We start from the raw sequence: 22634 nt of genomic DNA on the forward strand, positions 1-22634 counted from the left end.
TGGCACTTTTATTGCATTTCTTTAGTTATCGTATTTTTAGTGAGTCAATGTTATGGACAAAATGGTCTACATTGCCATGTCTGGTGCCAAGCAAAGCTTGCGTGGTCTTGAGTTAAAGGCTAACAACCTTGCTAATGCTAACACCACTGGCTTTAAAGCTGATTTTGCACAAGCGCGTTCCATGCAGGCTTTTGGTGAAGGCTTGCCATCACGTGTGTTTGCGATGCAAGAGCGTCCTGGTTCAAATATGGAATCGGGTGGATTCGTTGAGACAGGCCGAGAGCTTGATATTGCCATGAGCGACCGTGGTTGGCTCAGTGTGCAAGATGCATCAGGTAACGAAGCTTATACCAAAACAGGCACACTAAACATCACACCTGACGGCGCATTGATCACCAGCCATGGCCGTCAAGTTATTGGCGAGGGCGGGCCTATTATCTTACCTTTGCCAATTGAGAAGGTTGAGTTTAGCGAAGATGGCGCGATCCAAGTGCGCCCGCAAGGTGCACCTGCCAACTTTTTAGAAGTGGTTGACCGCTTAAAAGTGATCGAAGCTGATAACACTCAGCTTGAAAAAGGTAATGACGGTTTATTTAGACCAAAAGAAGATATGTTGGTCAATGATCTTTGTGGGTTCTGTGATATTTCACCCAATGTAAAAGTACTGTCAGGTACGCTTGAAATGTCGAACGTTAATCCAGTCCATGAAATGGTCGACATGATCAGCAACCAACGCCAATTTGAATTACAAGTTAAATTGATGAAAACAGCCGAAGAGCTTGATGAGCGTCAAGATCAGCTGTTACGCATTGTTTAAGATGACTGAGAGGGTAGAGTTATGAATCCAGCATTGTGGATCAGTAAAACCGGGCTTGACGCCCAGCAAACCGATATTTCGGTGATCTCAAATAATCTCGCGAATGCCAGCACGGTCGGTTACAAAAAAAGCCGCGCCGTATTTGAAGATTTACTATATCAAAACATTAATCAACCAGGTGGTCGTTCGTCTCAAGATACTGAAATGCCATCAGGTCTAATGCTTGGTGCCGGTGCTAAGGTTGTAGCAAACCAAAAGAACTTTTCGCAAGGTAATATGTTAACGACCGAAAACTCACTGGACTGGATGATTTCAGGCCCAGGTTTTTTTGAAGTACAGTTACCTGACGGCAATATTGCTTACTCACGTAATGGTCAATTTACGACAGATGAAGACGGTCGTATCGTAACTTCAGGTGCGGGTTTCCCGTTGCAACCTGAAATGAATGTGCCAAATGATGCGCAATCAATTACGGTGTCACAAGATGGCGAAGTATCTGTTCGTGTAGCAGGTCAGGCAGAAAATGTGGTAATTGGTCAGCTCACTATAACAGACTTCATCAATCCATCGGGTCTTGAGCCAATGGGGCAAAACTTATACACAGAAACAGCTGTAAGTGGCGCACCAGTGCAAGGTAATCCGGGGATTGATGGTTTAGGTACTGTGGTACAAGGTTCGCTTGAAACGTCAAATGTAAATGTAACAGAAGAGCTGGTTAATCTGATTGAAACGCAACGAATTTATGAAATGAATTCAAAAGTGATTTCAGCAGTGGATGAAATGCTTAGTTACATCAATCAACAGTTATAAGTCGTAGGAGGCAGCATGCGTAATCTTATCTTAGTCACATCAGCAGCTTTTATGCTGGGTGGTTGTATAACAACGCAAAATCATCATGTGGTTCAGGATGACCCTTACTATGCGCCTATGTACCCAGAGCCTACAACAGAACAAATGGTGCCAACAGGGTCTTTGTTTGATAGCTATACATCAAATGATTTGTACTCTGATAAAAAGGCACTGCGTGCTGGCGATATCATCACTGTTAAATTGCAAGAGTCAACGCAAGCAACCAAAGCAGCAAAAACCGAAACCGATAAAGAAACAGATGCTAACTTAGACCCTGTAATTGGGTTAGGTGGAAATCCGGTTAACATTGGTGGTGACAGCATTCAATTTGGCATTGGTTCAGGGTCATCATTTAAAGGTGACTCAAAGTCGAATCAATCGAATAGTCTATTTGGTGATATCTCTGTCAATGTGATGCGCGTTTTACCTAATGGAAACTTAGTGATCCGTGGTGAAAAATGGCTCACGTTAAATACCGGTGAAGAGTTTATTCGTTTGGAAGGGTTAGTCCGTCCAGAAGATGTCTCAGCAAGTAATACAGTCACGTCAAACCGTATAGCGAATGCACGTATACAATATTCTGGTAAAGGGCAAATGCAAGAAACACAAAGTGCTGGCTGGCTTTCTCGATTCTTTAGCAGTTCGCTTTTCCCATTTTAGAGGAACAAAGTCATGAATGGGTTTAAATACATTATTGCTCTTTGCTTAATCAGCCTGCAGTTTTCTGCTCAAGCTGAGCGAGTTAAAGATGTGTCTATGGTTGAGGGTGTACGCTCTAACCAGTTGGTAGGCTATGGCCTTGTTGTTGGTTTGCCAGGCACAGGTGAGCAAAGCCGGTTCACACAACAAAGTTTTAAAGCCATGCTAAATGGCTTTGGTATCACTTTACCTGATAGCTTAAAACCCAAAATAAAGAATGTCGCAGCGGTGGCTGTGCACGCCGAGCTTCCAGCGTTTAGAAAGCCTGGGCAAACCATTGATGTTACGGTTTCGTCTATAGGTAGTGCGGGCAGTTTACGTGGCGGTACTTTATTACAAACCTTCTTAAAAGGGGTTGATGGCAATACTTATGCGATTGCACAAGGCAGCTTAGTTGTGGGCGGTCTAGGTGCTGAAGGTGCTGATGGTAGCCGAGTTATTATTAACACACCAACAGTAGGTCGTATTCCAAATGGTGCAATTGTAGAACGTGCTATTAAAAGCCCGTTTATGCAAGGCGATTACATTACTTTTAATTTAAATCGTCCAGATTTCACAACAGCAAAGCGCTTAGAGCAAACCATTAACGATTTAGTGGGCCCTGATAGTGCACAGGCAATCGATGCAGCCTCAGTACGCGTGTTAGCACCGCGAGATGCGTCTCAACGTGTTGCTTATTTGTCTACTCTTGAAAACTTAGAGTTTAAACCTGCAGACACAGCAGCGAAAATTATTGTTAACTCTCGTACCGGTACCATTGTGATTGGCAAAAACGTGAAGCTACAGCCTGCGGCTATTACGCATGGTGGATTAACGGTGACGATCGCTGAGCAGCAAAATGTATCGCAGCCAAATGTGTTAAGTGAGGGTGAAACCACAGTTACCAATCAAAGCATTATTGATGTGAATGAAGATGACTCACGTGCTTTTGTATTTAATCCAGGTGTTAATCTTGATGATCTCGTACGCGCAATCAATGAGGTTGGGGCTGCACCGGGTGACTTAATGGCAATACTTGAAGCTTTAAAAGAAGCGGGGGCGATAAACGGGCAACTGGTTATCATTTAAATTAAAACGCGCTCTAGGGCGCGTTTTTTGTTTTCATATCTTTTAGCACTTTTTATATCTTTCACTCTTCAAGCATTAGCTAAAACTATTGTTTTAAAGTTAGTCAAAACCAATATCACTTATTAGCTATTCATTTCTAAAGATTTTTATTGGCGCAATTTTTGCATTTTAATTTGCATTATTAACTATTGTGTCAAAAAGCTGATGGATACTAATCATCTCGACAAGCAAAACTTTTTTGATTTAGGTAATTTAGACTCACTACGTCAAAGTGCCCTGAAAAGTGATGCCTCTAGCGATGCGTCAAAAGAGGCGCTGAAAAAAGCGGCGGCACAATTCGAATCTATCTTTACGCAAATGCTGCTTAAAAGTATGCGTAAAGCCAATGAGGCATTCGAAGATAAAGATAGCCCATTTAATTCAAGTGGCGTGAAGTTCTTTGAAGAAATGCATGACCAACAGCTTTCAGTCGAGTTGTCGTCGAATGGCTCGCTAGGCTTAGCTGATTTAATCGTTCAGCAGTTATCACCAGACGGTAAACAGTTTACCCCAGGCTCAGTACTAAGAACGACGACTGAGTTTGATAGTGATAAACGAGCAAGAGGGCAAGATGATGCTAATGCTCAAACTAAATCGGTTACAGATACTGAGCTAAATGAGCAAGCTAATAATCGTTTTGACGATGCTGAATCGTTTATTAGTTCTATCTGGGAACATGCCAAAAATGCTGCACAAAAGATTGGCCTTAATCCGGCGGTTATGGTTGCTCAAGCCGCACTTGAAACGGGTTGGGGTAAACACATCATCAGCAAAGCGGATGGTACAAGCAGTAACAACTTATTTAATATTAAATCAGATCAGCGTTGGCAAGGTGATAAAGCAAGTAAGCTTACCCTTGAGTTTGAACAAGGCGTGCCTGTTAAAAAACAAGCAAGTTTCCGCGCATATCAATCAATTAAAGACAGTGTGAATGACTTCGTTGACTTCTTAAATGAAAACCCACGTTACGAAGAAGCACTAAAAAACACTGCAGAACCTGCTGCCTTTTTAGATTCGTTACAAAAAGCAGGCTATGCAACTGATCCAAATTATGCCGATAAAATAAAGCAGGTGCTGAAGCGTGTTGAGCTTCAAAGTGTCGCTGCTTCATTGGTACGTTAAGGAGTAAACCCCCATGTCATTTAGCTTATATGACATTGCTAATGCCGGTGTAAGAGCGAATTCTGAGCTTTTACAAACCACCAGTAAAAACATAGCGAATGTGAATACTGAAGGCTATGTGCGTGAACGCACTGAGTTCACAACCATGATCGACAACCAAGTGGGTCGTGGTGAAACGTATCGCTTGTTAAATGAGTTTGCCCAAAAGCAATTAAATCGTGATACCTCAAATAAGGCATTCTTTGATCAGTTTGTAACTGAAGCAAGCCGAGTAGATAGCCTGTTTTCAGAAGAATCAAACAGTTTATCGACCAGTATCAACTCGTTTTTTAACAACGTACAAGAAAGCTTAAATCAGCCTTCGTCAAGAGTCGCTCGTTCACTAGTAATGACTGACGCACAGAACTTGATTGATCAGATGGATAGGTTATCGAGCATTGTGGTTGATCAAAAAGCGGTTGTGAATGAACAATTAGAAATCTTCTCAGATGAGGCGAATAACCTTATCCAAAATATTAGTGATTTGAATACTAAAATTGCGGCGGTTCATGGTACTGATCGTGAGTCAGTCTCTAGTGGTTTATACAATGAGCGTGATAAAGCAATTCGTGATTTATCAGAGTTGATAGATATTGAAACACTTGATGGTAATAACGGCGAAAAACAAGTGTATTTAGGCTCAGGTCAAGCACTTGTTATGCAAAGCGGTACATTTAACCTGTTTTCATTTAGTGGTGACCCCGATCCAAACTTTAAAGAGTTAAAGCTCGACGTCAATGGTGGCAAAGCCGTGCCGCTTGAAGTTGATGTAAGTAAATTAAAAGGCAAAATTGGTGGGCTGCTTGCTTTTCGTGATGACATTTTAGTCCCTGCCCAGAATCAACTTGGTCAAATGGGCTTAGCGCTGGCAGATGCATTCAATCAGCAAAACCGCCTAGGTATGGACGCCAATGGTGAAATTGGTGGCGATATTTTTGCTATTCCAACCGTTGATGCATTTGCTTATCAAGCTAATACTGGTAATTCGAGTATGACGGCAACGGTTGAACCTGGACAAGGCAGTAATTTGCCGGCCAGTGATTTTATTGTGAAATACAGTGATACGAATGAAGTTGAAATTTACCCTGTTGATAATAAAGGTGAGACGATTAAGGATGCCAACGGCGATGATATTTTTACTACAGCTGTCGTTGACCCAGCCACAGGTAAGGTTAATTTAGTCGATAATAGCCCTGCAAATGATGGTTTAGATTTGTTTGGCTTAGAAATAACTCTCGATATGACTAACCCGCCAAGTGTTGATGATCAATTTATGGTCAAACTCAACTCTCAAGCATCAACAAGCTTAGAGCTTGCAACAAATCGTCCAGAAGATATCGCACTCGCTTCACCTATTCGTACTGCAAACGATATTAACAATACTGGCACTGCCAGTATTTCAGCAGGAACAGTGTTAGATGTTGGTGCCTTTTCAACCGATCCTATCAATTTACCAAATGGTGAGATAACCGTTCAAAAAACAGCCGAACCTAATGTATATACAGTTACTGATGGGGTTAATACTTCAAGCTTTACTGGCACACCACCATTAAATAATGTTCTTCAAGCTGCTGGCGGTGGATTTCAAGATTATGGTTTTGACTTTAACATTGAAGGAACGCCAGCACTTGGCGATACGTTCACTATTGAAGCGAACGAAGGAGGCTTTGATGATAACCGTAACGGACAGTTTTTAGCTGACATTCAAAATGATAATATTGTAAGACAAAACGTTTCAGGTAATTCAACGAATAATCATAAAACTCTAAATCAAGCGTACACAGGTTTAGTATCAGATATTGGTGTAGTTACTTCGCAGGCACAAACAAGTCAACAAGCATTCACCGCATTAGCAGAGCAGTCAGAGGCTTGGTATGAGTCACTATCAGGTGTAAACCTTGATGAAGAAGCGGCAAACTTACTGCGCTTTCAACAGTCGTATGCAGCATCAGCGCAAGTACTTGCCACTGCTCGTTCAATATTCGACACCTTACTTAATTCGGCGAGGTAATTATGCGTTTATCAAATAATTTAATGTATCAAAATAGCGTTAATAAAATTCTTGAAGGCCAGCAAGGTGTTGCTAATGCACAAGAGCGTGTAACAACGGGTAAAAAGTATTTATCGACCTCTGAAAGCCCGTCGGCTTATTCACAAGCGGCTTTATATACCAATAAAATCCAAACCAATGAGCAGTATACTAAAAATATTAATCAGTTGAATGGACGGCTAGAAACAGAAGAAAGCATCTTACAAAGTATCAACACCACCATTCAGGCAGCCCAAGAGCTGGCAATTAGAGCGGGTAGTGGTGCCATGAGTGATGATGATTTAAAATCTATTGCGGGTGAATTAAGCGAGCTGCAAAAAAGCCTAGTGAGCTTAATGAATAGTCAGTCAGAAGACGGTAAATATATATTTTCTGGCTATCAAGATACAACTCAAACCTATAGCTTTAACTCAAATACAGGTCAATACGATTATCAAGGCGACCAAGGCCAGCATTCAGTCACTATAGCACAAGGGGTGAATGTTAAATCGAGCGATAATGGCTTTAGTGCTTTTGAAAATGTAAATGCGCGTTTAAATGTTGTTGACAACGAAGGCACTGTGACGGGAAGTATTACTGCACAAAGTACTGTGTATGTAAAAAACCAAGCTGATTTTGATAAGTTCCACAAAGCAAATTTTGATTTAGATCCCACAGCGACTGCTGCAGATAACTCTTTTCAAGTTGAGCTTGTCGCCGGCGTTAACCCGGGTGATCCAGATACCTATGTTATTAATGATGGTTATGGTAATCCCATTACACCCGCTGTCACCGGTGAATTTACTGGGGAGCCTATTGAATATGCAGGCATGGAGTTTAAGCTAGAAGGCACAGCACCAGGGACATTCGAGTTCGAATTAGAGGCTCCACACAAAGAAAATGTACTCAATACTATGCAAAACTTAATCACCAGTTTAAATAGCAGTTTAGAAGGTGATGAGCTTCATGATGCACTGGCAGACGGCTTAGAGCAATTACAAAGCGCCAGCGAACAAGTGGTATTTACACAAGCAAGCCTAGGTGCTCGAATGAATTTGGTTGAAAGTGTCACAGATTCAAATAGCGCGATAGATATTAATAATAAATCGAGTAAATCAAATTTGGTTGAAGTTGATATGGCTGAAGCAATTAGTGACTTAACAAGACATGAAACCGCATTACAGGCTTCGCAAGCAACCTTTGGTCGTTTAGCAAATTTAACGCTTTTTGATTATTTATAATTAAATTCATACGGTAAAGGTTTGCCTTTCTATCAGGCCAGTGGCAAAAAATTGTCACTGGCCTTTTTATTTTTTACATTTACAAAGTGGGATATATAAAAACCCTTTAAAAACAGTGTTTTGGGTATTCCTTGATGAGCTGGCATATTTCCTGCTAGTAATTCTACACAAAGCGCGTGGTTCCTCACTAGTTCATTGGACCACAGCCTAATTAAAACTAGGAGATGGTAAAATGGCATTAACAGTCAATACTAATGTGTCGTCACTTAACGCACAGCGTAATTTAACTAAATCGAGCGATGGTCTTGCAACCTCAATGGAGCGTTTAGCATCAGGCATGCGTATTAATAGCGCAAAAGACGATGCAGCGGGCCTACAAATTTCTAACCGTTTAACCTCACAAATAAATGGTTTAGCGGTGGCACAGCGTAACGCGAATGATGGTATTTCTATGGCGCAAACCGCCGAAGGGGCGATGCAAGAGTCTACCAATATCTTACAGCGTATGCGTGAGCTTGCATTGCAATCGGCGAATGGTTCTAATTCATACGAAGACAGAACTGCTCTACAAAAAGAAGTAACAGCACTGCAAACTGAGTTAACACGAATTGCAGAAACAACGTCATTTGGTGGTCAGCAATTATTAGACGGCTCTTATGGCACAAAAGCTTTTCAAGTGGGTGCAAATGCTAATGAAATAATTAATGTTTCATTATCAAGTGTTGCAGCTGATGATATAGGCACAAAGCAAATTAATCTTCAGTCAGCTGACGGTTTTGGTCAGGCACTAACTGCATCAGGTGATACAGCTGGTGCAAACCCAATTGCAAATACTATGACTTACACTATTAAGGGCGCAAATGGTGAAGATGAAGTTGTTACAATGCAAGCTAACTCATCTGCAAAAACAGCAGCTACAGATATTAATGGTATTTCTAATAAAACGGGTGTGGAGGCACTTGCTAAAACCCAACTTCAGTTTGAATTAGGTGCGGGTTACACAGATACAGAGGACACTGTTACTTTTGACTTAAATGGAACATCGATAAGTGCTGCTGCAAGTCTTACTGGTATTGCTGACAGTATTAACGCGGTAAGCGCTACTACAGGTGTTACAGCATCTTTTAATGAAGATAATGAGCTTATTTTAGAGGATGTAGATGGTGACGATATTACAATTGAAGACTATGCGGTTGATGACAATGGTACACCAAGTACAGCTTTAACAGCGGATATCACTGCTATGGGTTTTGATGGAACAAAAGCTGCGGCGCCAGTAACATTAACGGCTGATACTGCAAATGATGGTTCAGGAACAGACTCTACTCGTGTTTTAGGTGCTATACAGCTAAATTCATCTAAATCATTTACAGTTACAGGTAATGATGATGCACTAGTTGCAGCCGCGAATGTTGATAATCAATTAATTAGTAATACGGTTGCTGTAAGTGAAATTGATATCAAAACTCAGACCGGCTCACAAGATGCGTTAGCGATTATTGATGCTGCCATAGCACAAATAGATAGCCAGCGAGCTGACTTAGGGGCAGTACAAAACAGGTTTGGACACACAATCAGTAATCTTTCAAGTATATCTGAAAACGTATCTGCTTCACGTAGTCGTATTCAAGATACTGACTTTGCAACAGAAACAGCACATATGACTAAAAACCAAATCTTGCAACAAGCGGGTACATCAATCTTGTCGCAAGCAAACCAAATACCACAAGCGGCTATCAGCTTGCTAGGTGGTTAATTAAATTTATAGTCTTATATACGAAAAGCGCACAGGTTGCGCTTTTTTGTTGCGTAACATTAAAATAGCTGGGCGGTAATTTGGTCAGCGCTCTTTTATCGCTATTTTCTTATTGCATAGCGCCTCTTAACCTCTTTGTAACTAATTCACCTAAAACCTTTTTACACAGAGAGAAAAAATGAGAAATAAATGAGGGGGTGATACGACGTAAGAGGAAAAAGTAGAATTTTTTAAAATAAAAAAATGAGTAAAATCAGTTTGTTAATCTGGAAAGCTCAAATAAAATCCATTTTTTTAAAAAAAAGCCTAAAGAAAAATTCTCAGCTGCCGTTAACTTAATCAGTACGGAGCTTGAACATACAATTTGTGAAAGTTCTTGGTTAAATCAAAACAGATATATTACGAAAGTAATCAGGAGTTTTATCATGGCTTTAACAGTAAATACAAATGTATCTTCATTAAACGCTCAGCGTAACCTTTCTCGTTCAGGTCAAGGTCTAGCAACCTCGATGGAGCGCCTTGCGTCAGGTATGCGTATCAACAGCGCAAAAGACGATGCAGCAGGCCTACAAATTTCAAACCGTTTAACTTCACAGGTTAATGGCTTAGCCGTAGCGCAGCGTAATGCCAACGATGGTATTTCAATGGCGCAAACCGCCGAAGGGGCGATGCAAGAGTCTACCAATATCTTACAGCGTATGCGTGAGCTTGCATTGCAATCGGCGAATGGTTCTAATTCATACGAAGACAGAACTGCTCTACAAAAAGAAGTAACAGCACTGCAAACTGAGTTAACGCGTATTGCAGAGACAACATCCTTTGGTGGTCAGCAGTTGCTAGATGGTTCATTTGGGACAAAAGCCTTTCAAGTAGGTGCTAATGCTAACGAAACAATTAGTGTTTCATTATCAAGTGTTGCAGCTGATGATATAGGCACAAAGCAAATTAATCTTCAGTCAGCTGACGGTTTTGGTCAGGCACTAACTGCATCAGGTGATACAGCTGGTGCAAACCCAATTGCAAATACTATGACTTACACTATTAAGGGCGCAAATGGTGAAGATGAAGTTGTTACAATGCAAGCTAACTCATCTGCAAAAACAGCAGCTACAGATATTAATGGTATTTCTAATAAAACGGGTGTGGAGGCACTTGCTAAAACCCAACTTCAGTTTGAATTAGGTGCGGGTTACACAGATACAGAGGACACTGTTACTTTTGACTTAAATGGAACATCGATAAGTGCTGCTGCAAGTCTTACTGGTATTGCTGACAGTATTAACGCGGTAAGCGCTACTACAGGTGTTACAGCATCTTTTAATGAAGATAATGAGCTTATTTTAGAGGATGTAGATGGTGACGATATTACAATTGAAGACTATGCGGTTGATGACAATGGTACACCAAGTACAGCTTTAACAGCGGATATCACTGCTATGGGTTTTGATGGAACAAAAGCTGCGGCGCCAGTAACATTAACGGCTGATACTGCAAATGATGGTTCAGGAACAGACTCTACTCGTGTTTTAGGTGCTATACAGCTAAATTCATCTAAATCATTTACAGTTACAGGTAATGATGATGCATTAGTTGCAGCTGCGAATGTTGATAATACAATTAATAGTACATCAGTTGGTGTGGATGAAGTTGATATCAGAACGCAAACAGGCTCACAAGATGCGTTAGCGATTATTGATGCTGCCATAGCACAAATAGATAGCCAGCGTGCAGACCTTGGTGCGATACAAAACCGTTTTGGTCACACAATCAGTAACCTTGCAAACATTTCTGAAAACGTATCTGCTTCACGTAGTCGTATTCAAGATACTGACTTTGCAACAGAAACTGCGCAAATGACTAAAAACCAAATCTTGCAACAAGCGGGTACATCAATCTTGTCGCAAGCGAACCAGTTACCACAAGCAGCGCTTAGCTTAATTGGTTAATAGTGTGATTAGTTACAACAACTAATGGTTAAGTCAGCATTAGTTAACTAAAATAAAAAGGAGATTGGCTTACGCTAATCTCCTTTTGTTGCATTAGCTATAGGGTAAAATGTTTAAGGAGGCGTTATGAGTGCAATAACCCAAAGCCCTGATTTTGCAGTGGCTCCACAAAAAGCGGATGATAAGCTAGCTGCGAGCCCGCAACTGACAGCAACAGCGGTTGATGAATCAAATAAAACGGAAAATACACAACAACAGCAAACAGAGCAAAATTATCAACAAATGCAGCGTAAATTGGACGAAAGTGCTGAAAAAGACGAGCTAGGCCGCGAACAGCTTGAGAAAATGGCGCAACAATTGCAGGACTTCATGGGCGAAATGAATCGTAGTTTGCAGTTTCAAGTAGATGAAGAATCGGGCCGTGATGTTATTAAAGTGGTTGATAAAAACAGTGGTGAGTTAATTAAGCAATACCCATCTGAAGAAGTGTTGAGCTTAGTGGCTAAGCTTTCTGAAACTGCGGGTTTTTTAATTGATCAAACTGTTTAAAGTTTTTTGTTAAGTTAAATGTGTAATGTGAGGAAGTGTTATGGCTATTTCATTTAATGGTTTAGGTTCAGGTTTAGCAGTATCAGATATTGTTGATGCGTTAGTTAATGCTGAGCGCACCCCTTTTACATCGCGTTTAAATAATAAAGAAGCAACCCTTACAACAGATATCTCAGCTGCAGGCGCGTTAAAGTCAGCGCTTGAAAAACTGCAAACCTCGATGGAGGCACTAGGCGAAGTTGATAACTACCAAAAGCGCAGTATTTCTGGTAGTGATGATTTTGTAACTCTAAGCTCTGACAAAGATGCGGAGCCTGGTGGTTACAATGTAAAAGTAAACAACCTTGCGACTGAACATAAATTGATGTCAAGTGCATTTGCAGAAGATGCAGCAGTAGGTGAAGGTACGTTAACTATAGCGTCCGGTGAGAATAGTTTTGATATTGATGTGTCAGATACTGCAACTTTGTCTGAAATTCGTGATGCGATTAACGACAGTAAAGACAACGACAGTGTAACAGCAACGATTATCACCGACGATAATGGCCAGCATTTAGTTTTATCAGCAAAAAACAGTGGTGTTGAAAACGCAATAAAAGTTACAGCAACTGATGCTGATGGCAATAATACTGACGCGGCAGGTTTATCGGCTCTAGCCTATGACACCGGTTCAGGGGTTACAAACATTAACGAGGTGATTGCTGCAACAGACGCTTCAATTACCATAGATGGTAATTTAACAGTTACAAGCAGTGATAACGAGTTTGCAAATGTTATTGATGGTGTAACGATCACCGCTAAAAAAGCCCATGGCACTGATGACGACGATAGTACCCTTAAAATTACAGAAAATAATAATAATATTAAAGCCGGTTTAAATAGCTTTATAGAAAGCTATAACGAATTACTTGAACTGAGTAATAATTTAGGTAAATCAGGTGAAAGCGGTGCAGGTGTGATGGCCGGTGACTCTATGCTTCGCGGCGTAATGTCAAAACTTCGTCAGCAATTAACCAGTGAAGTTAGCTTGAGTGATGGCAGTAGTTTGTCGTTATCTAAGCTTGGGGTTGAAGCAGACCGTTACGGCAAATTAAGCCTAGATACCGAACGCCTAAACGAACAAGTAGAAGCCGATGTAGACTTAGTTCAAGAGTTCTTTTTGGGTGAGGGCGATGAAGGCGGCTTTGCGCAATCTTTTGATGAGCTAATGAGTTTTTATACGGATTCAGATGGTATTGTTCAAAACAGAATCGACAGTAAACAGACTCAGTTAGATGGTTTAGATGATGAGCGCATTGATTTTGCAAGAAAAATGGAGTCGTTAGAGTCTCGTTTATACGCACAGTACAATAGCATGGATTTACTTGTCGCCCAGATGAACTCAACCAGTAGCTATGTGCAAGCGCAGCTTGATAATATGCCAGGGGTTGTTAAGCAAAATAAATAGTTGAATTAGTATGTTTTCTTGCCTGTATTTGGGTGTTACCTTTTGTAGAAATAATAATTTATCAAGCAACTAAACGCTAATTAGCGTTTAGTTGCTTGATATTTTGAAATAGCTTTATGTGATTTACGCTGGTTGATCAGCTCAGCCTGAGTTTTGTCTCTGGCGTTTTTAAGTTTAGCTGTAGCAGTTAAAATTTTGGCTTGTATAGCTAATAACTCTTTTTCTTGAGGTGGTGTTTCACTCTCACACCAATGCTTTAACTCTTGGTCAATAGCTATTAACGTTTGGCTTGCCAGCTCAATATCTGTTTTATCTATGTGCTCTGACAATGCAATGAGTAATGCATTCAGAGCGTTAAAATTCGGCATTATTGCTCAGCTTTAGGTATGCGCTCTTCGAGCGGAATAGAATCCCACCCTTCTTTTATTTCTTTAACGATACGGATAACATCATCTACTGCTGCAATGTCGTTGTTTACATTTGCTTCAGTTAACCTGCGTTGGCAAAAGTCGTACAGCGATAGTAGGTTGCTAGAGATATCCCCTCCATGCTCAAAATTGAGTGCATCTTGTAGAGCACCGAATAATAAAATGCAGGTAGAAATGTTTTCACCTTTTTTTTCAAATTCTTTACGCTCAATAAAGCCTTTAGTTGCTGCTAAACGTCCGATAATGTTACTGAAAATCAAATTGATCTGCTCATAAGGAGACATTTCATTAATGTTGCTAACGCTAACTTGACTGTACTTTTTTATCGATATGTGTGCCATGAGAAAATCCTATATTAAAAACACTGATTCATAAAAGTAGATAAGCAATATTAATGCCATTGATATTATCTTTCTTTGTGCATTTCTATAGAGATTATAGCAACGAGTATAGAATATTTTAAAATTCAAACAGGCTAAATTTGTAAGTTAATTCTTTAGTATTAAATTTTAGTGCTAAGTGACTATTTTTTGGCGTTGATGTCAATAAATTGCCGCTTAGCGCTTGCATCCCTCCTAAACTCGCTTACAATTTAGAAATTAACTAACCTCGTGGTAACTGTGGTTCGCCAATAATGATCTTAATTTTAGACAATAATAATAATCGTGCGATAGGTTTACATGCAGCACTTACCTTCATTGGTGAAACTGCACAATTAGTTGATGAGACTTCGTTACAGTCTTTTTGTGAAAAACATCAACAGCAAGAATGTATGGTCATTCTTGGTGCTTTACAGCAGCTAAATCACGAGGCTGTGATCAAACAGTTTCCAGCTATTCCATTTTTGTTAATAGGTGAAACCCTCAAACCCCTTCTTAGTATTGCTAATGTTGTAGGCTTGATATGTGAGCCTTTCAATCATGACGTAACCACTCAGTTATTGCATGACTGTCAGCAATATCAGCGTATGCTGCCCGGTGCTCATAAACAGTCTAAGTCGCAAAAATCGTTTGATGGACTTGTTGGTGAAACTGATGCTGTAAAAGATGTGCGTTTTTTAATTGAGCAGGTGGCTAAAACCGATGCCAATGTACTTATTTTAGGTGAGTCTGGCACAGGTAAAGAGGTGGTAGCACGAAACGTTCACCTACTATCTAAACGAAATAGCGGGCCATTTGTGCCAGTAAACTGCGGTGCTATTCCTGGTGAGTTACTTGAAAGTGAGTTATTTGGTCACGAAAAAGGGGCGTTTACTGGGGCAATTTCAGCGCGAAAAGGGCGTTTTGAATTAGCACAAGGCGGTACACTGTTTTTAGATGAAATTGGTGACATGCCACTGCAAATGCAGGTTAAGCTTTTACGAGTATTACAAGAGCGCAGTTATGAACGAGTAGGTGGGACAAAGCCTATTCAAGCTGATGTACGAATTATTGCTGCTACCCATCGTAATCTTGAAGAAATGATTGAAAAGGGCGACTTCCGCGAAGACCTTTTTTATCGCTTAAACGTGTTTCCAATTGAAAACCCTTCGCTAAGTGAGCGTGCTGACGACATTCCTCTACTTTTAAAAGAGTTAATGCGCCGTGTGAATGAGCAAAGTGGCACAACAGCAAAATTCACCGAACGGGCAATTCAAAGCTTAAAAGAGCATGCATGGCCGGGGAATATTCGTGAGCTTGCTAACTTAGTTGAGCGCATGGTGATCATGTTCCCTGATAAAGTAGTTGATGTGCCAGACCTACCAGCTAAATATCGTTATATTGAAGTTGAGGCTTATGAGCCTGAGTACCCTGAAGAATTGATGGAGCGAGATGCTTTCAACGATATTTTCAGTACTGGCTTTAGTGATTACGATGAGGAAGAACTTGATACCCCAGCAACAACGGTAGACTCAGGTTTATTACCTGATGAAGGAATTGAGCTGAAAGAGTATCTTGCTGAGCTTGAAATCAGCTTAATAAGCCAAGCATTAGAGCGCTACGATTATGTTGTTGCACGTGCTGCAGAAATTTTAGGTGTAAGACGCACCACACTGGTCGAAAAAATGAAGAAATACAACCTAACGCGCGACTAGCCGCGTTAGGTGTCTTGCTCGGTTTTATCTATTCGTATTCACTGATTATCTCAGCTTTTCTAAAGCAATCATTGCTATGGTCATTTACCATACCGCAGGCTTGCATATGCGCATACACAGTCGTTGGGCCTAAAAATTTAAAGCCACGCTTTTTTAAATCTTTGGCAAATGTTGTTGAGGCTTCAGTAATAGCCGGATAGTCTGCTAATTTATCGAGGTCGTTTACCAAAGGCTTGCCACCAACAAACTGCCATTGATAGTTTGAGAAACTGCCAAACTCTTTTTGAATTTCAATAAAACGCTGCGCGTTATTGATAGTGGCAGCGATTTTAGCGCGATTACGAATAATGCCTTCAAACAGCATTAACCGTTCGACGTCGTCTTCGGTCATTTTGGCAACTTCTTCAACAACAAAGTTTTTGAAGGCACTGCGATAGCCATCACGCTTTTTAAGTATGGTATACCAACTCAGTCCCGCTTGTGCTGACTCTAAGGTTATAAACTCAAATAAGCGGTGATCATCATATAATGGCACCCCCCATTCTTGGTCATGATAGGCCACATAATCTTCTTTGCTGGTATCGAGCCATGGGCAACGACAATGGTGTTCTTTTTGCATTATTCCCTCGCGATTGTCATTTTTTTGTCAGTGTTGTTTTTGTCTTTAATTTATTGAAATAAAACAAAAATAAATTTGGTACGGATTGTGCATTTAGCTAGGTAGACACGATTTTTTGAGTATCGATTATGGCCTTAGCAAATGTCCTAAAACCACAATTTATCACAGCCAAACAATATAACCCATGCTTACAGCAAGAAGAGTATGTGGGTGAATTGAGTGAGCTGCGCCAACAAGCCAGTTGGTTAGGCCACTTGGTTGATACCATGCCTGCGGGTGTGGTGGTTTTAGATGGCCGAGGCATGATCGCAAAAGCCAATCAAATTGCCATTGATATGCTAGGTGAACCCCTTGAAGGTGAAAAGTGGTTTAGCGTTATTCAACGCTCATTTCGACCAAAGCAAGACGATGGACATGAAGTATCACTTAAAGATGGCCGATTAATTAAGCTTGATATCACTGCGCTTGCTCCAGAGCCAGGGCAGTTAATTCTAATGACAGATTTAACTGAAACCAGACGTTTACAAAAGCGAGTTGCACATATGCAGCGCCTAAGTGCGCTTGGCAAAATGGTTGCTTCACTTGCTCATCAGGTCAGAACACCGTTATCAGCTGCCATGCTTTATGCCGCAAATTTAGGCTCAAAGCGATTGCCAGAAAGTTCGCGTGGTAACTTTCATACAAAATTAATGTCGCGTTTAAAAGATTTAGAAACCCAAGTGAACGATATGCTGTTATTTGCCAAAAGTGGTGAGCAACAAGTGGTCGAAAGCGTTTCAATGCAACAGTTACTCAATGAAGTAAAAGCGGGGGCGGATGCAATGGTTGCACAAAACCAAAGTACCTTAGCCGTTAACTTGCCAGAACCAGACATTGAGATTGTGGGTAATAAAACCGCACTTGCCAGTGCGATTCAAAACTTAATTCATAACAGTATTCAAATAATTGGCAAACATGCAGAAGTATCGCTTAGTGCTGAGCGCGACACCGCAAATGATAATAGTGTTCGCATCAGTGTAAGTGACAACGGTCCAGGCGTAGATATGAGTCAGGCCGAGAAATTATTTGAACCTTTCTTTACTACAAAAAGCCAAGGCACAGGGCTTGGACTTGCTGTTGTGAGTTCAGTCGCTAATGCGCACCAAGGACGGGTTGAAGTGACTAATAATGCCCATGGGGGGGCATGTTTTAGCTTGATCCTGCCAATAAGTGCAGAATTTACGTCAGCGGAGGCAAAATGAATACGAACGCAATTTTAGTCGTTGAAGACGACGCAGGCTTACGAGAAGCTTTGATTGATACACTCGAAATGTCAGGAATTGATTGCATCGCAGCAGATAGTGCTGAGCAAGCAATGGTGCTGTTAAAACAAGGCACGTATTCATTAGTGGTCAGCGATGTACAAATGGGCGCGATGAGTGGCCTTGATTTACTTCGCAGTATTAAGCTCAACTACCCTGAACTACCTGTACTTATGATGACAGCTTATGCCACCATTGATGATGCAGTTGAAGCGATGCGTTTAGGTGCGATTGATTACATGGCAAAACCATTTGCCCCAGAAGTATTGCTTAATATGGTCAGTCGATATTTACCCGAAAAGGAAAAAGAAACAGACGGGCCAATTGTTGCTGATCCATCGAGTATTAAGTTACTCGAACTTGCGAGCAAAGTAGCGCGTTCAGATGCCAGTGTTATGGTACTTGGCCCAAGTGGCTCAGGTAAAGAAGTGTTAGCCCGCTATATTCATGATAAATCGAATCGTGCAGATGCTCCCTTTGTTGCCATTAACTGTGCCGCTATTCCTGAAAATATGCTTGAAGCAACCTTATTTGGTTACGAAAAAGGCGCGTTTACCGGTGCCATTCAGGCCTGCCCTGGTAAATTTGAACAAGCACAAGGCGGTACCATCTTACTTGATGAGATCACCGAGATGGATTTAGGTCTGCAAGCAAAATTACTGCGTGTACTACAAGAGCGTGAAGTAGAGCGCTTAGGCGGCCGTAAAACGATTGAGCTTGATGTTCGTGTCTTAGCTACGAGTAACCGTGATTTAAAAGAAGCGGTTAGTGAAAATCTATTTAGAGAAGATTTATATTATCGCTTAAATGTGTTCCCGCTGATGTGGAAACCATTAGCAGAACGCCCGGGCGACATTGTTGTATTGGCAGAGCATTTAATTGAGCGCCATTGCCTGAAAAGTAAAGAACCCATTGCTATGTTGACCGAGTCAGCTAAGCAAAAGCTGCTAACACATGCTTGGCCGGGTAATGTGCGAGAGCTTGATAATGTTATTCAACGTGCGCTGATATTATGTGATGGTAACAGCATTCATGAAGATGATGTCTTCATTGAAGAGTTACTAACGGTGGAGATAAAGTCAGTTGCTACGCCACCGTACAATGCACCGGTGTATCAAGAGCAACCCGTTGAAGTTAATTTAGATACAGTGCCACAGGTGAGTGAGCAAGGTAATTACAAAGACGAGCTTAAAGACAAAGAGCATCGTATTATTTTAGAAACCCTCGCACGCTGTAATGGTAAGCGAAAAGAGGTGGCTGAGACCTTAGGCATTAGCCCCCGCACCTTGCGATATAAGCTAGCGCAGATGCGCGATCTTGGGATTGCACTGCCAGCCTAATTCTCCTTCCAAAACAGTGTCAAACAAGCTCACAGCATGTGGGCTTGTTTGCTGTCAAAACTCTGACAAGCAAAATAAATGGTGTAAGCCATTGAAAATATTGGTTTTATTTTGTGGCACGGTTTATGCTTTATCAGTTTATAAGTAAACTGTATTGTCAGAGAGTATTATGAAAGTTCAAAACAGCGCATTATTTCAAGAAATGCAATCTATGGCCCTTGAAGCTAGCCGTAGTAACTCAATTACAAATTTACCAACTCAGACACAGCCTACATCAACGGCACAATTTGGTGATCTACTTACCAATGCATTAGATACAGTGAATGGCTTGCAACAAGAAGCCAAGCAAAAAGTGACGGCTCTTGAAATGGGTGATCGCAGTGTATCGCTTGCAGATGTGATGATTGCTTCACAAAAATCATCAGTTGCATTCGAAGCAACGGTACAGGTTCGTAATAAACTTGTTGAAGCATATAAAGAAATCATGAACATGCCTGTGTAACTAGGTAGTGGAGAATTATCGTGGCGCAATCTAATCAATCAACTGATCTAGCCCTAGCAGGCGGCGGTATCGATTCTACCGATACTGATGATCAACAAGAGCAAAAGTCAGGCTACTTAAGTGCCTTAAACGGTGTAGATGTTTTACGCCAGGTTACTTTAGTGATTGCTTTGGCAATTTGTTTGGCTATCGCAATTTTTATTATCATTTGGGCACGTCAGCCAGATATGCGTCCGCTTGGTAAAATGCCAACGGAAGAGCTTATTCAAACGCTAGACTTTTTAGACGCGCAAAAGATTGATTACGAACTCGATGGTAATGTCATCTCTGTTGAAGAAGGTGAGTACCAAAACATTAAGTTATTGATGGCTCGTGAAGGCCTTGAGCAAGCGCCAAGCTCAGGTACTGACATCATCATGCAAGATATGGGATTTGGTGTAAGCCAACGCCTAGAACGTGAACGTTTAAAACATGGTCGTGAGCAACAACTTGCTCGCACTATCGAAGAGCTAAAAAATGTTACTCGCGCCAAAGTACTTTTAGCTATTCCAAAAGAAAACGTATTTGCTCGTCGCGAAAAACAACCTTCAGCTACAGTGGTTTTAACACTTAAACGCGGCCGTACGCTTGATGGTGAAGAAGTTGACTCAGTTGTTGATATTGTTGCCTCAGCGGTACAAGGTTTATCGCCAGAGCGTGTTACTGTTACCGATCAAAATGGTCGCTTACTAAACTCAGGCTCACAAAATTCACTCGCTGCACGCTCTCGTAAAGAGTATGAAATAGAGCGCAAACGTGAAGAAGAGTACTTAAATAAAATCGACAGCATTCTCATTCCAGTGGTTGGTTTAGGTAACTACACTGCGCAAGTTGATTTAAATATGGACTTTAGTGCAGTAGAAGAAACTCAAAAACGCTATAACCCTGATTTACCAGCAGTGCGAAGCGAAACGACTTTCGAAGAAAATAACATCGGCGGTCTTGCTGTAGGTATTCCTGGTGCGCTTACAAATCAGCCACCTGCAAACTCGAATATTCCTGAAATTGCAGGTCAAGGCAGTGCAGGCTCAGCGACTAACCCTAGCCGTTCTCACAAAGAAGCAACACGCAACTACGAGTTAGATACCACGATTTCTCATAAGCGTCAGCAAACAGGTGTTATTCGTCGTATTAGCGTATCAGTCGCTGTTGATTACGTACCAGAAGTTGGTGAAAACGGTGAAACGACTATGGTGCCTCGTTCTGTCGAAGCATTGTCAAATATTCGTCGTTTACTACAAGGTGGTGTAGGCTTTGATATGCAACGTGGTGATGCACTTGAAGTGGTCACAGTTCCGTTTGTTCGTGAAAACACAGAAATGGCGATTGAAGTGCCGCTGTGGGAACAAGACTGGTTCATGAAAATGCTTCGCTTAGCGTTAGGTGCCTTGGTTATTATCGTACTTATCTTGGCTGTTGTTAAACCAATGCTGAAACGCTTAATCTACCCAGACGATACACTTGAAGAGTATGATGAAGATGCGTTAAGTGCGGGTGTAGATATTGGTGATAGCACGCTAGATATGCTAAATAAAGACTTTGACTCTGCTGCTGTAGGATTCTCAAGTGATGGTACACTACAGTTGCCAGATTTACATGGCGATGAAGATTTACTCAAAGCAGTTCGTGCATTGGTTGCTAATGAACCAGAACTGTCTTCTCAAGTGGTGAAAGCGTGGTTAACTGAAGATGACTGATCAAGAACAAAAACAACTACCACCGGCGTTTGATGTTGATAAATTAGACGGTGTCGATAAAGCAGCTATTTTATTGCTGAGTTTATCGGAAGAAGATGCTGCGCAAATTCTAAAACATTTAGAGCCTAAGCAAGTACAAAAAGTAGGTATGGCGATGGCGGCGCTGGATGATTTATCACAAGCGAAAATTAGCGCTGTTCACAACTTGTTTATTGAGCAAATTCAAAGCTTCAGCACCATAGGTTTCCAATCTGAAGACTTTATCAAAAAAGCGCTTACAGCGGCACTTGGTGAAGATAAGGCTGCCAGCCTTATTGACCAAATTGTTATGGGCTCTGGCGCCAAAGGCCTTGATTCACTGAAGTGGATGGACTCAAAACAAGTAGCGAATATTATTCGTAATGAGCACCCGCAGATCCAAACTATTGTTTTATCGTATTTAGAACCTGAGCAATCAGCTGAAATCTTGTCGCAATTTCCTGAAAAAGTGCGCTTAGATTTAACCATGCGTATTGCTAACCTTGAAGAAGTTCAACCAGCAGCACTCCAAGAGCTAAACGAAATCATGGAGAAACAGTTCGCAGGTCAAGCAGGTGCGCAAGCTGCGAAAATGGGCGGCTTGAAAGCAGCGGCAGATATCATGAACTACCTAGATACCAATATTGAAGGTCAGTTGATGGATTCGATCCGTGAGCATGACGAAGAAATGTCGCAGCAAATCCAAGATCTCATGTTTGTATTTGAAAACTTAATGGATGTTGAAGACCGAGGCATTCAAGCAATTCTTCGTGAAGTACAACAAGATGTACTTATGAAAGCAATTAAAGGAACAGATGAAGCACTGAAAGAGAAGATTTTAAGTAACATGTCGAAACGTGCTGCTGAGCTATTAGCAGATGACCTTGAGGCGATGGGACCTGTGCGTATCAGTGAAGTTGAAGCCGCACAAAAAGAAATCTTGTCGACAGCACGTCGTTTAGCTGACTCAGGCGAAATAATGCTTGGCGGCGGCGGTGGTGAGGAGTTCCTATAA

The 22634-nt window shown here is 41.2% G+C and carries 20 protein-coding genes; 17 read left to right on the forward strand and 3 right to left on the reverse strand.

What is annotated here, in order from left to right:
- Positions 1-52: 52 nt before the first annotated feature.
- The 11 genes from QL229_RS07030 (at position 53) to fliD (ending at position 13601) form a co-directional block, all read left to right on the forward strand.
- Entirely contained in the window at positions 53-817 is a 765-nt protein-coding gene (locus QL229_RS07030; RefSeq protein ID WP_054553307.1) for a flagellar basal body rod protein FlgF, read from the forward strand.
- A gap of 21 nt (positions 818-838) precedes the next feature.
- On the forward strand, positions 839-1627 hold the full coding sequence (flgG, locus tag QL229_RS07035) for a flagellar basal-body rod protein FlgG (RefSeq protein ID WP_135923823.1): 789 nt from the start codon (positions 839-841) through the stop codon (positions 1625-1627).
- Positions 1628-1642: 15 nt separating this feature from the next.
- Entirely contained in the window at positions 1643-2326 is a 684-nt protein-coding gene (flgH, locus tag QL229_RS07040; RefSeq protein WP_135923824.1) for a flagellar basal body L-ring protein FlgH, read from the forward strand.
- Positions 2327-2338: 12 nt separating this feature from the next.
- Positions 2339-3433: a flagellar basal body P-ring protein FlgI gene (locus QL229_RS07045; RefSeq protein WP_235382556.1), complete on the forward strand. Its 1095-nt coding sequence runs from the start codon at positions 2339-2341 to the stop codon at positions 3431-3433.
- A gap of 204 nt (positions 3434-3637) precedes the next feature.
- Positions 3638-4594 (forward strand): flagellar assembly peptidoglycan hydrolase FlgJ, encoded by a 957-nt coding sequence (gene flgJ, locus QL229_RS07050; RefSeq protein ID WP_135923826.1) that lies wholly within the window; start codon positions 3638-3640, stop codon positions 4592-4594.
- 13 nt (positions 4595-4607) lie between these two features.
- Positions 4608-6644 carry a flagellar hook-associated protein FlgK gene (flgK, locus tag QL229_RS07055; RefSeq protein ID WP_235382557.1) on the forward strand — a complete coding sequence of 679 codons (2037 nt, stop codon included), beginning with the start codon at positions 4608-4610 and terminating at the stop codon, positions 6642-6644.
- A 2-nt stretch (positions 6645-6646) separates the two neighbouring features.
- Complete coding sequence (gene flgL, locus QL229_RS07060) at positions 6647-7903, forward strand: flagellar hook-associated protein FlgL (RefSeq protein ID WP_235382558.1); 1257 nt, start codon at positions 6647-6649, stop codon at positions 7901-7903.
- Between the two features lie 232 nt (positions 7904-8135).
- Complete coding sequence (locus QL229_RS07065) at positions 8136-9659, forward strand: flagellin (protein ID WP_281546644.1); 1524 nt, start codon at positions 8136-8138, stop codon at positions 9657-9659.
- A gap of 425 nt (positions 9660-10084) precedes the next feature.
- Positions 10085-11605, forward strand: a complete 1521-nt coding sequence (locus QL229_RS07070) for a flagellin (RefSeq protein WP_281546645.1) — start codon at positions 10085-10087, stop codon at positions 11603-11605.
- Between the two features lie 126 nt (positions 11606-11731).
- Positions 11732-12154: a flagellar protein FlaG gene (locus QL229_RS07075; RefSeq protein ID WP_235382078.1), complete on the forward strand. Its 423-nt coding sequence runs from the start codon at positions 11732-11734 to the stop codon at positions 12152-12154.
- Between the two features lie 40 nt (positions 12155-12194).
- Positions 12195-13601, forward strand: coding sequence for a flagellar filament capping protein FliD (gene fliD / locus QL229_RS07080; protein ID WP_235382077.1), 1407 nt, complete (start codon positions 12195-12197; stop codon positions 13599-13601).
- 80 nt (positions 13602-13681) lie between these two features.
- Here fliD and QL229_RS07085 read toward each other — a convergent pair whose 3' ends face one another.
- Both QL229_RS07085 and fliS read right to left on the reverse strand, forming a co-directional pair.
- Positions 13682-13969, reverse strand: a complete 288-nt coding sequence (locus QL229_RS07085) for a hypothetical protein (protein ID WP_235382076.1) — start codon at positions 13967-13969, stop codon at positions 13682-13684.
- A complete protein-coding gene (gene fliS, locus QL229_RS07090) occupies positions 13969-14370 on the reverse strand; it encodes a flagellar export chaperone FliS (RefSeq protein WP_138599045.1) in 402 nt (133 codons plus the stop codon). Before fliS ends, QL229_RS07085 begins: the two co-directional genes overlap by 1 nt.
- A gap of 293 nt (positions 14371-14663) precedes the next feature.
- Here fliS and QL229_RS07095 point away from each other — a divergent pair, with 293 nt between their 5' ends.
- Positions 14664-16103 (forward strand): sigma-54 dependent transcriptional regulator, encoded by a 1440-nt coding sequence (locus QL229_RS07095; protein WP_281546646.1) that lies wholly within the window; start codon positions 14664-14666, stop codon positions 16101-16103.
- A 28-nt stretch (positions 16104-16131) separates the two neighbouring features.
- Here QL229_RS07095 and QL229_RS07100 read toward each other — a convergent pair whose 3' ends face one another.
- On the reverse strand, positions 16132-16722 hold the full coding sequence (locus QL229_RS07100; RefSeq protein WP_281546647.1) for a DNA-3-methyladenine glycosylase I: 591 nt from the start codon (positions 16720-16722) through the stop codon (positions 16132-16134).
- 128 nt (positions 16723-16850) lie between these two features.
- Here QL229_RS07100 and QL229_RS07105 point away from each other — a divergent pair, with 128 nt between their 5' ends.
- The 5 genes from QL229_RS07105 (at position 16851) to fliG (ending at position 22634) form a co-directional block, all read left to right on the forward strand.
- Positions 16851-17963 carry an ATP-binding protein gene (locus QL229_RS07105; RefSeq protein ID WP_281546648.1) on the forward strand — a complete coding sequence of 371 codons (1113 nt, stop codon included), beginning with the start codon at positions 16851-16853 and terminating at the stop codon, positions 17961-17963.
- Positions 17960-19363, forward strand: coding sequence for a sigma-54 dependent transcriptional regulator (locus QL229_RS07110; protein WP_281546649.1), 1404 nt, complete (start codon positions 17960-17962; stop codon positions 19361-19363). The genes QL229_RS07105 and QL229_RS07110 overlap by 4 nt, the downstream gene beginning before the upstream one ends.
- Before the next feature lie 169 nt (positions 19364-19532).
- Positions 19533-19865: a flagellar hook-basal body complex protein FliE gene (gene fliE / locus QL229_RS07115; RefSeq protein ID WP_135923858.1), complete on the forward strand. Its 333-nt coding sequence runs from the start codon at positions 19533-19535 to the stop codon at positions 19863-19865.
- A gap of 20 nt (positions 19866-19885) precedes the next feature.
- Positions 19886-21601: a flagellar basal-body MS-ring/collar protein FliF gene (gene fliF / locus QL229_RS07120; RefSeq protein ID WP_135923859.1), complete on the forward strand. Its 1716-nt coding sequence runs from the start codon at positions 19886-19888 to the stop codon at positions 21599-21601.
- Positions 21594-22634: a flagellar motor switch protein FliG gene (gene fliG, locus QL229_RS07125; protein WP_036970138.1), complete on the forward strand. Its 1041-nt coding sequence runs from the start codon at positions 21594-21596 to the stop codon at positions 22632-22634. Before fliF ends, fliG begins: the two co-directional genes overlap by 8 nt.

Source organism: Pseudoalteromonas sp. PAR1 (genome assembly GCF_947311895.1).
GTDB classification, from domain to species: Bacteria; Pseudomonadota; Gammaproteobacteria; order Enterobacterales; family Alteromonadaceae; genus Pseudoalteromonas; species Pseudoalteromonas lipolytica_C.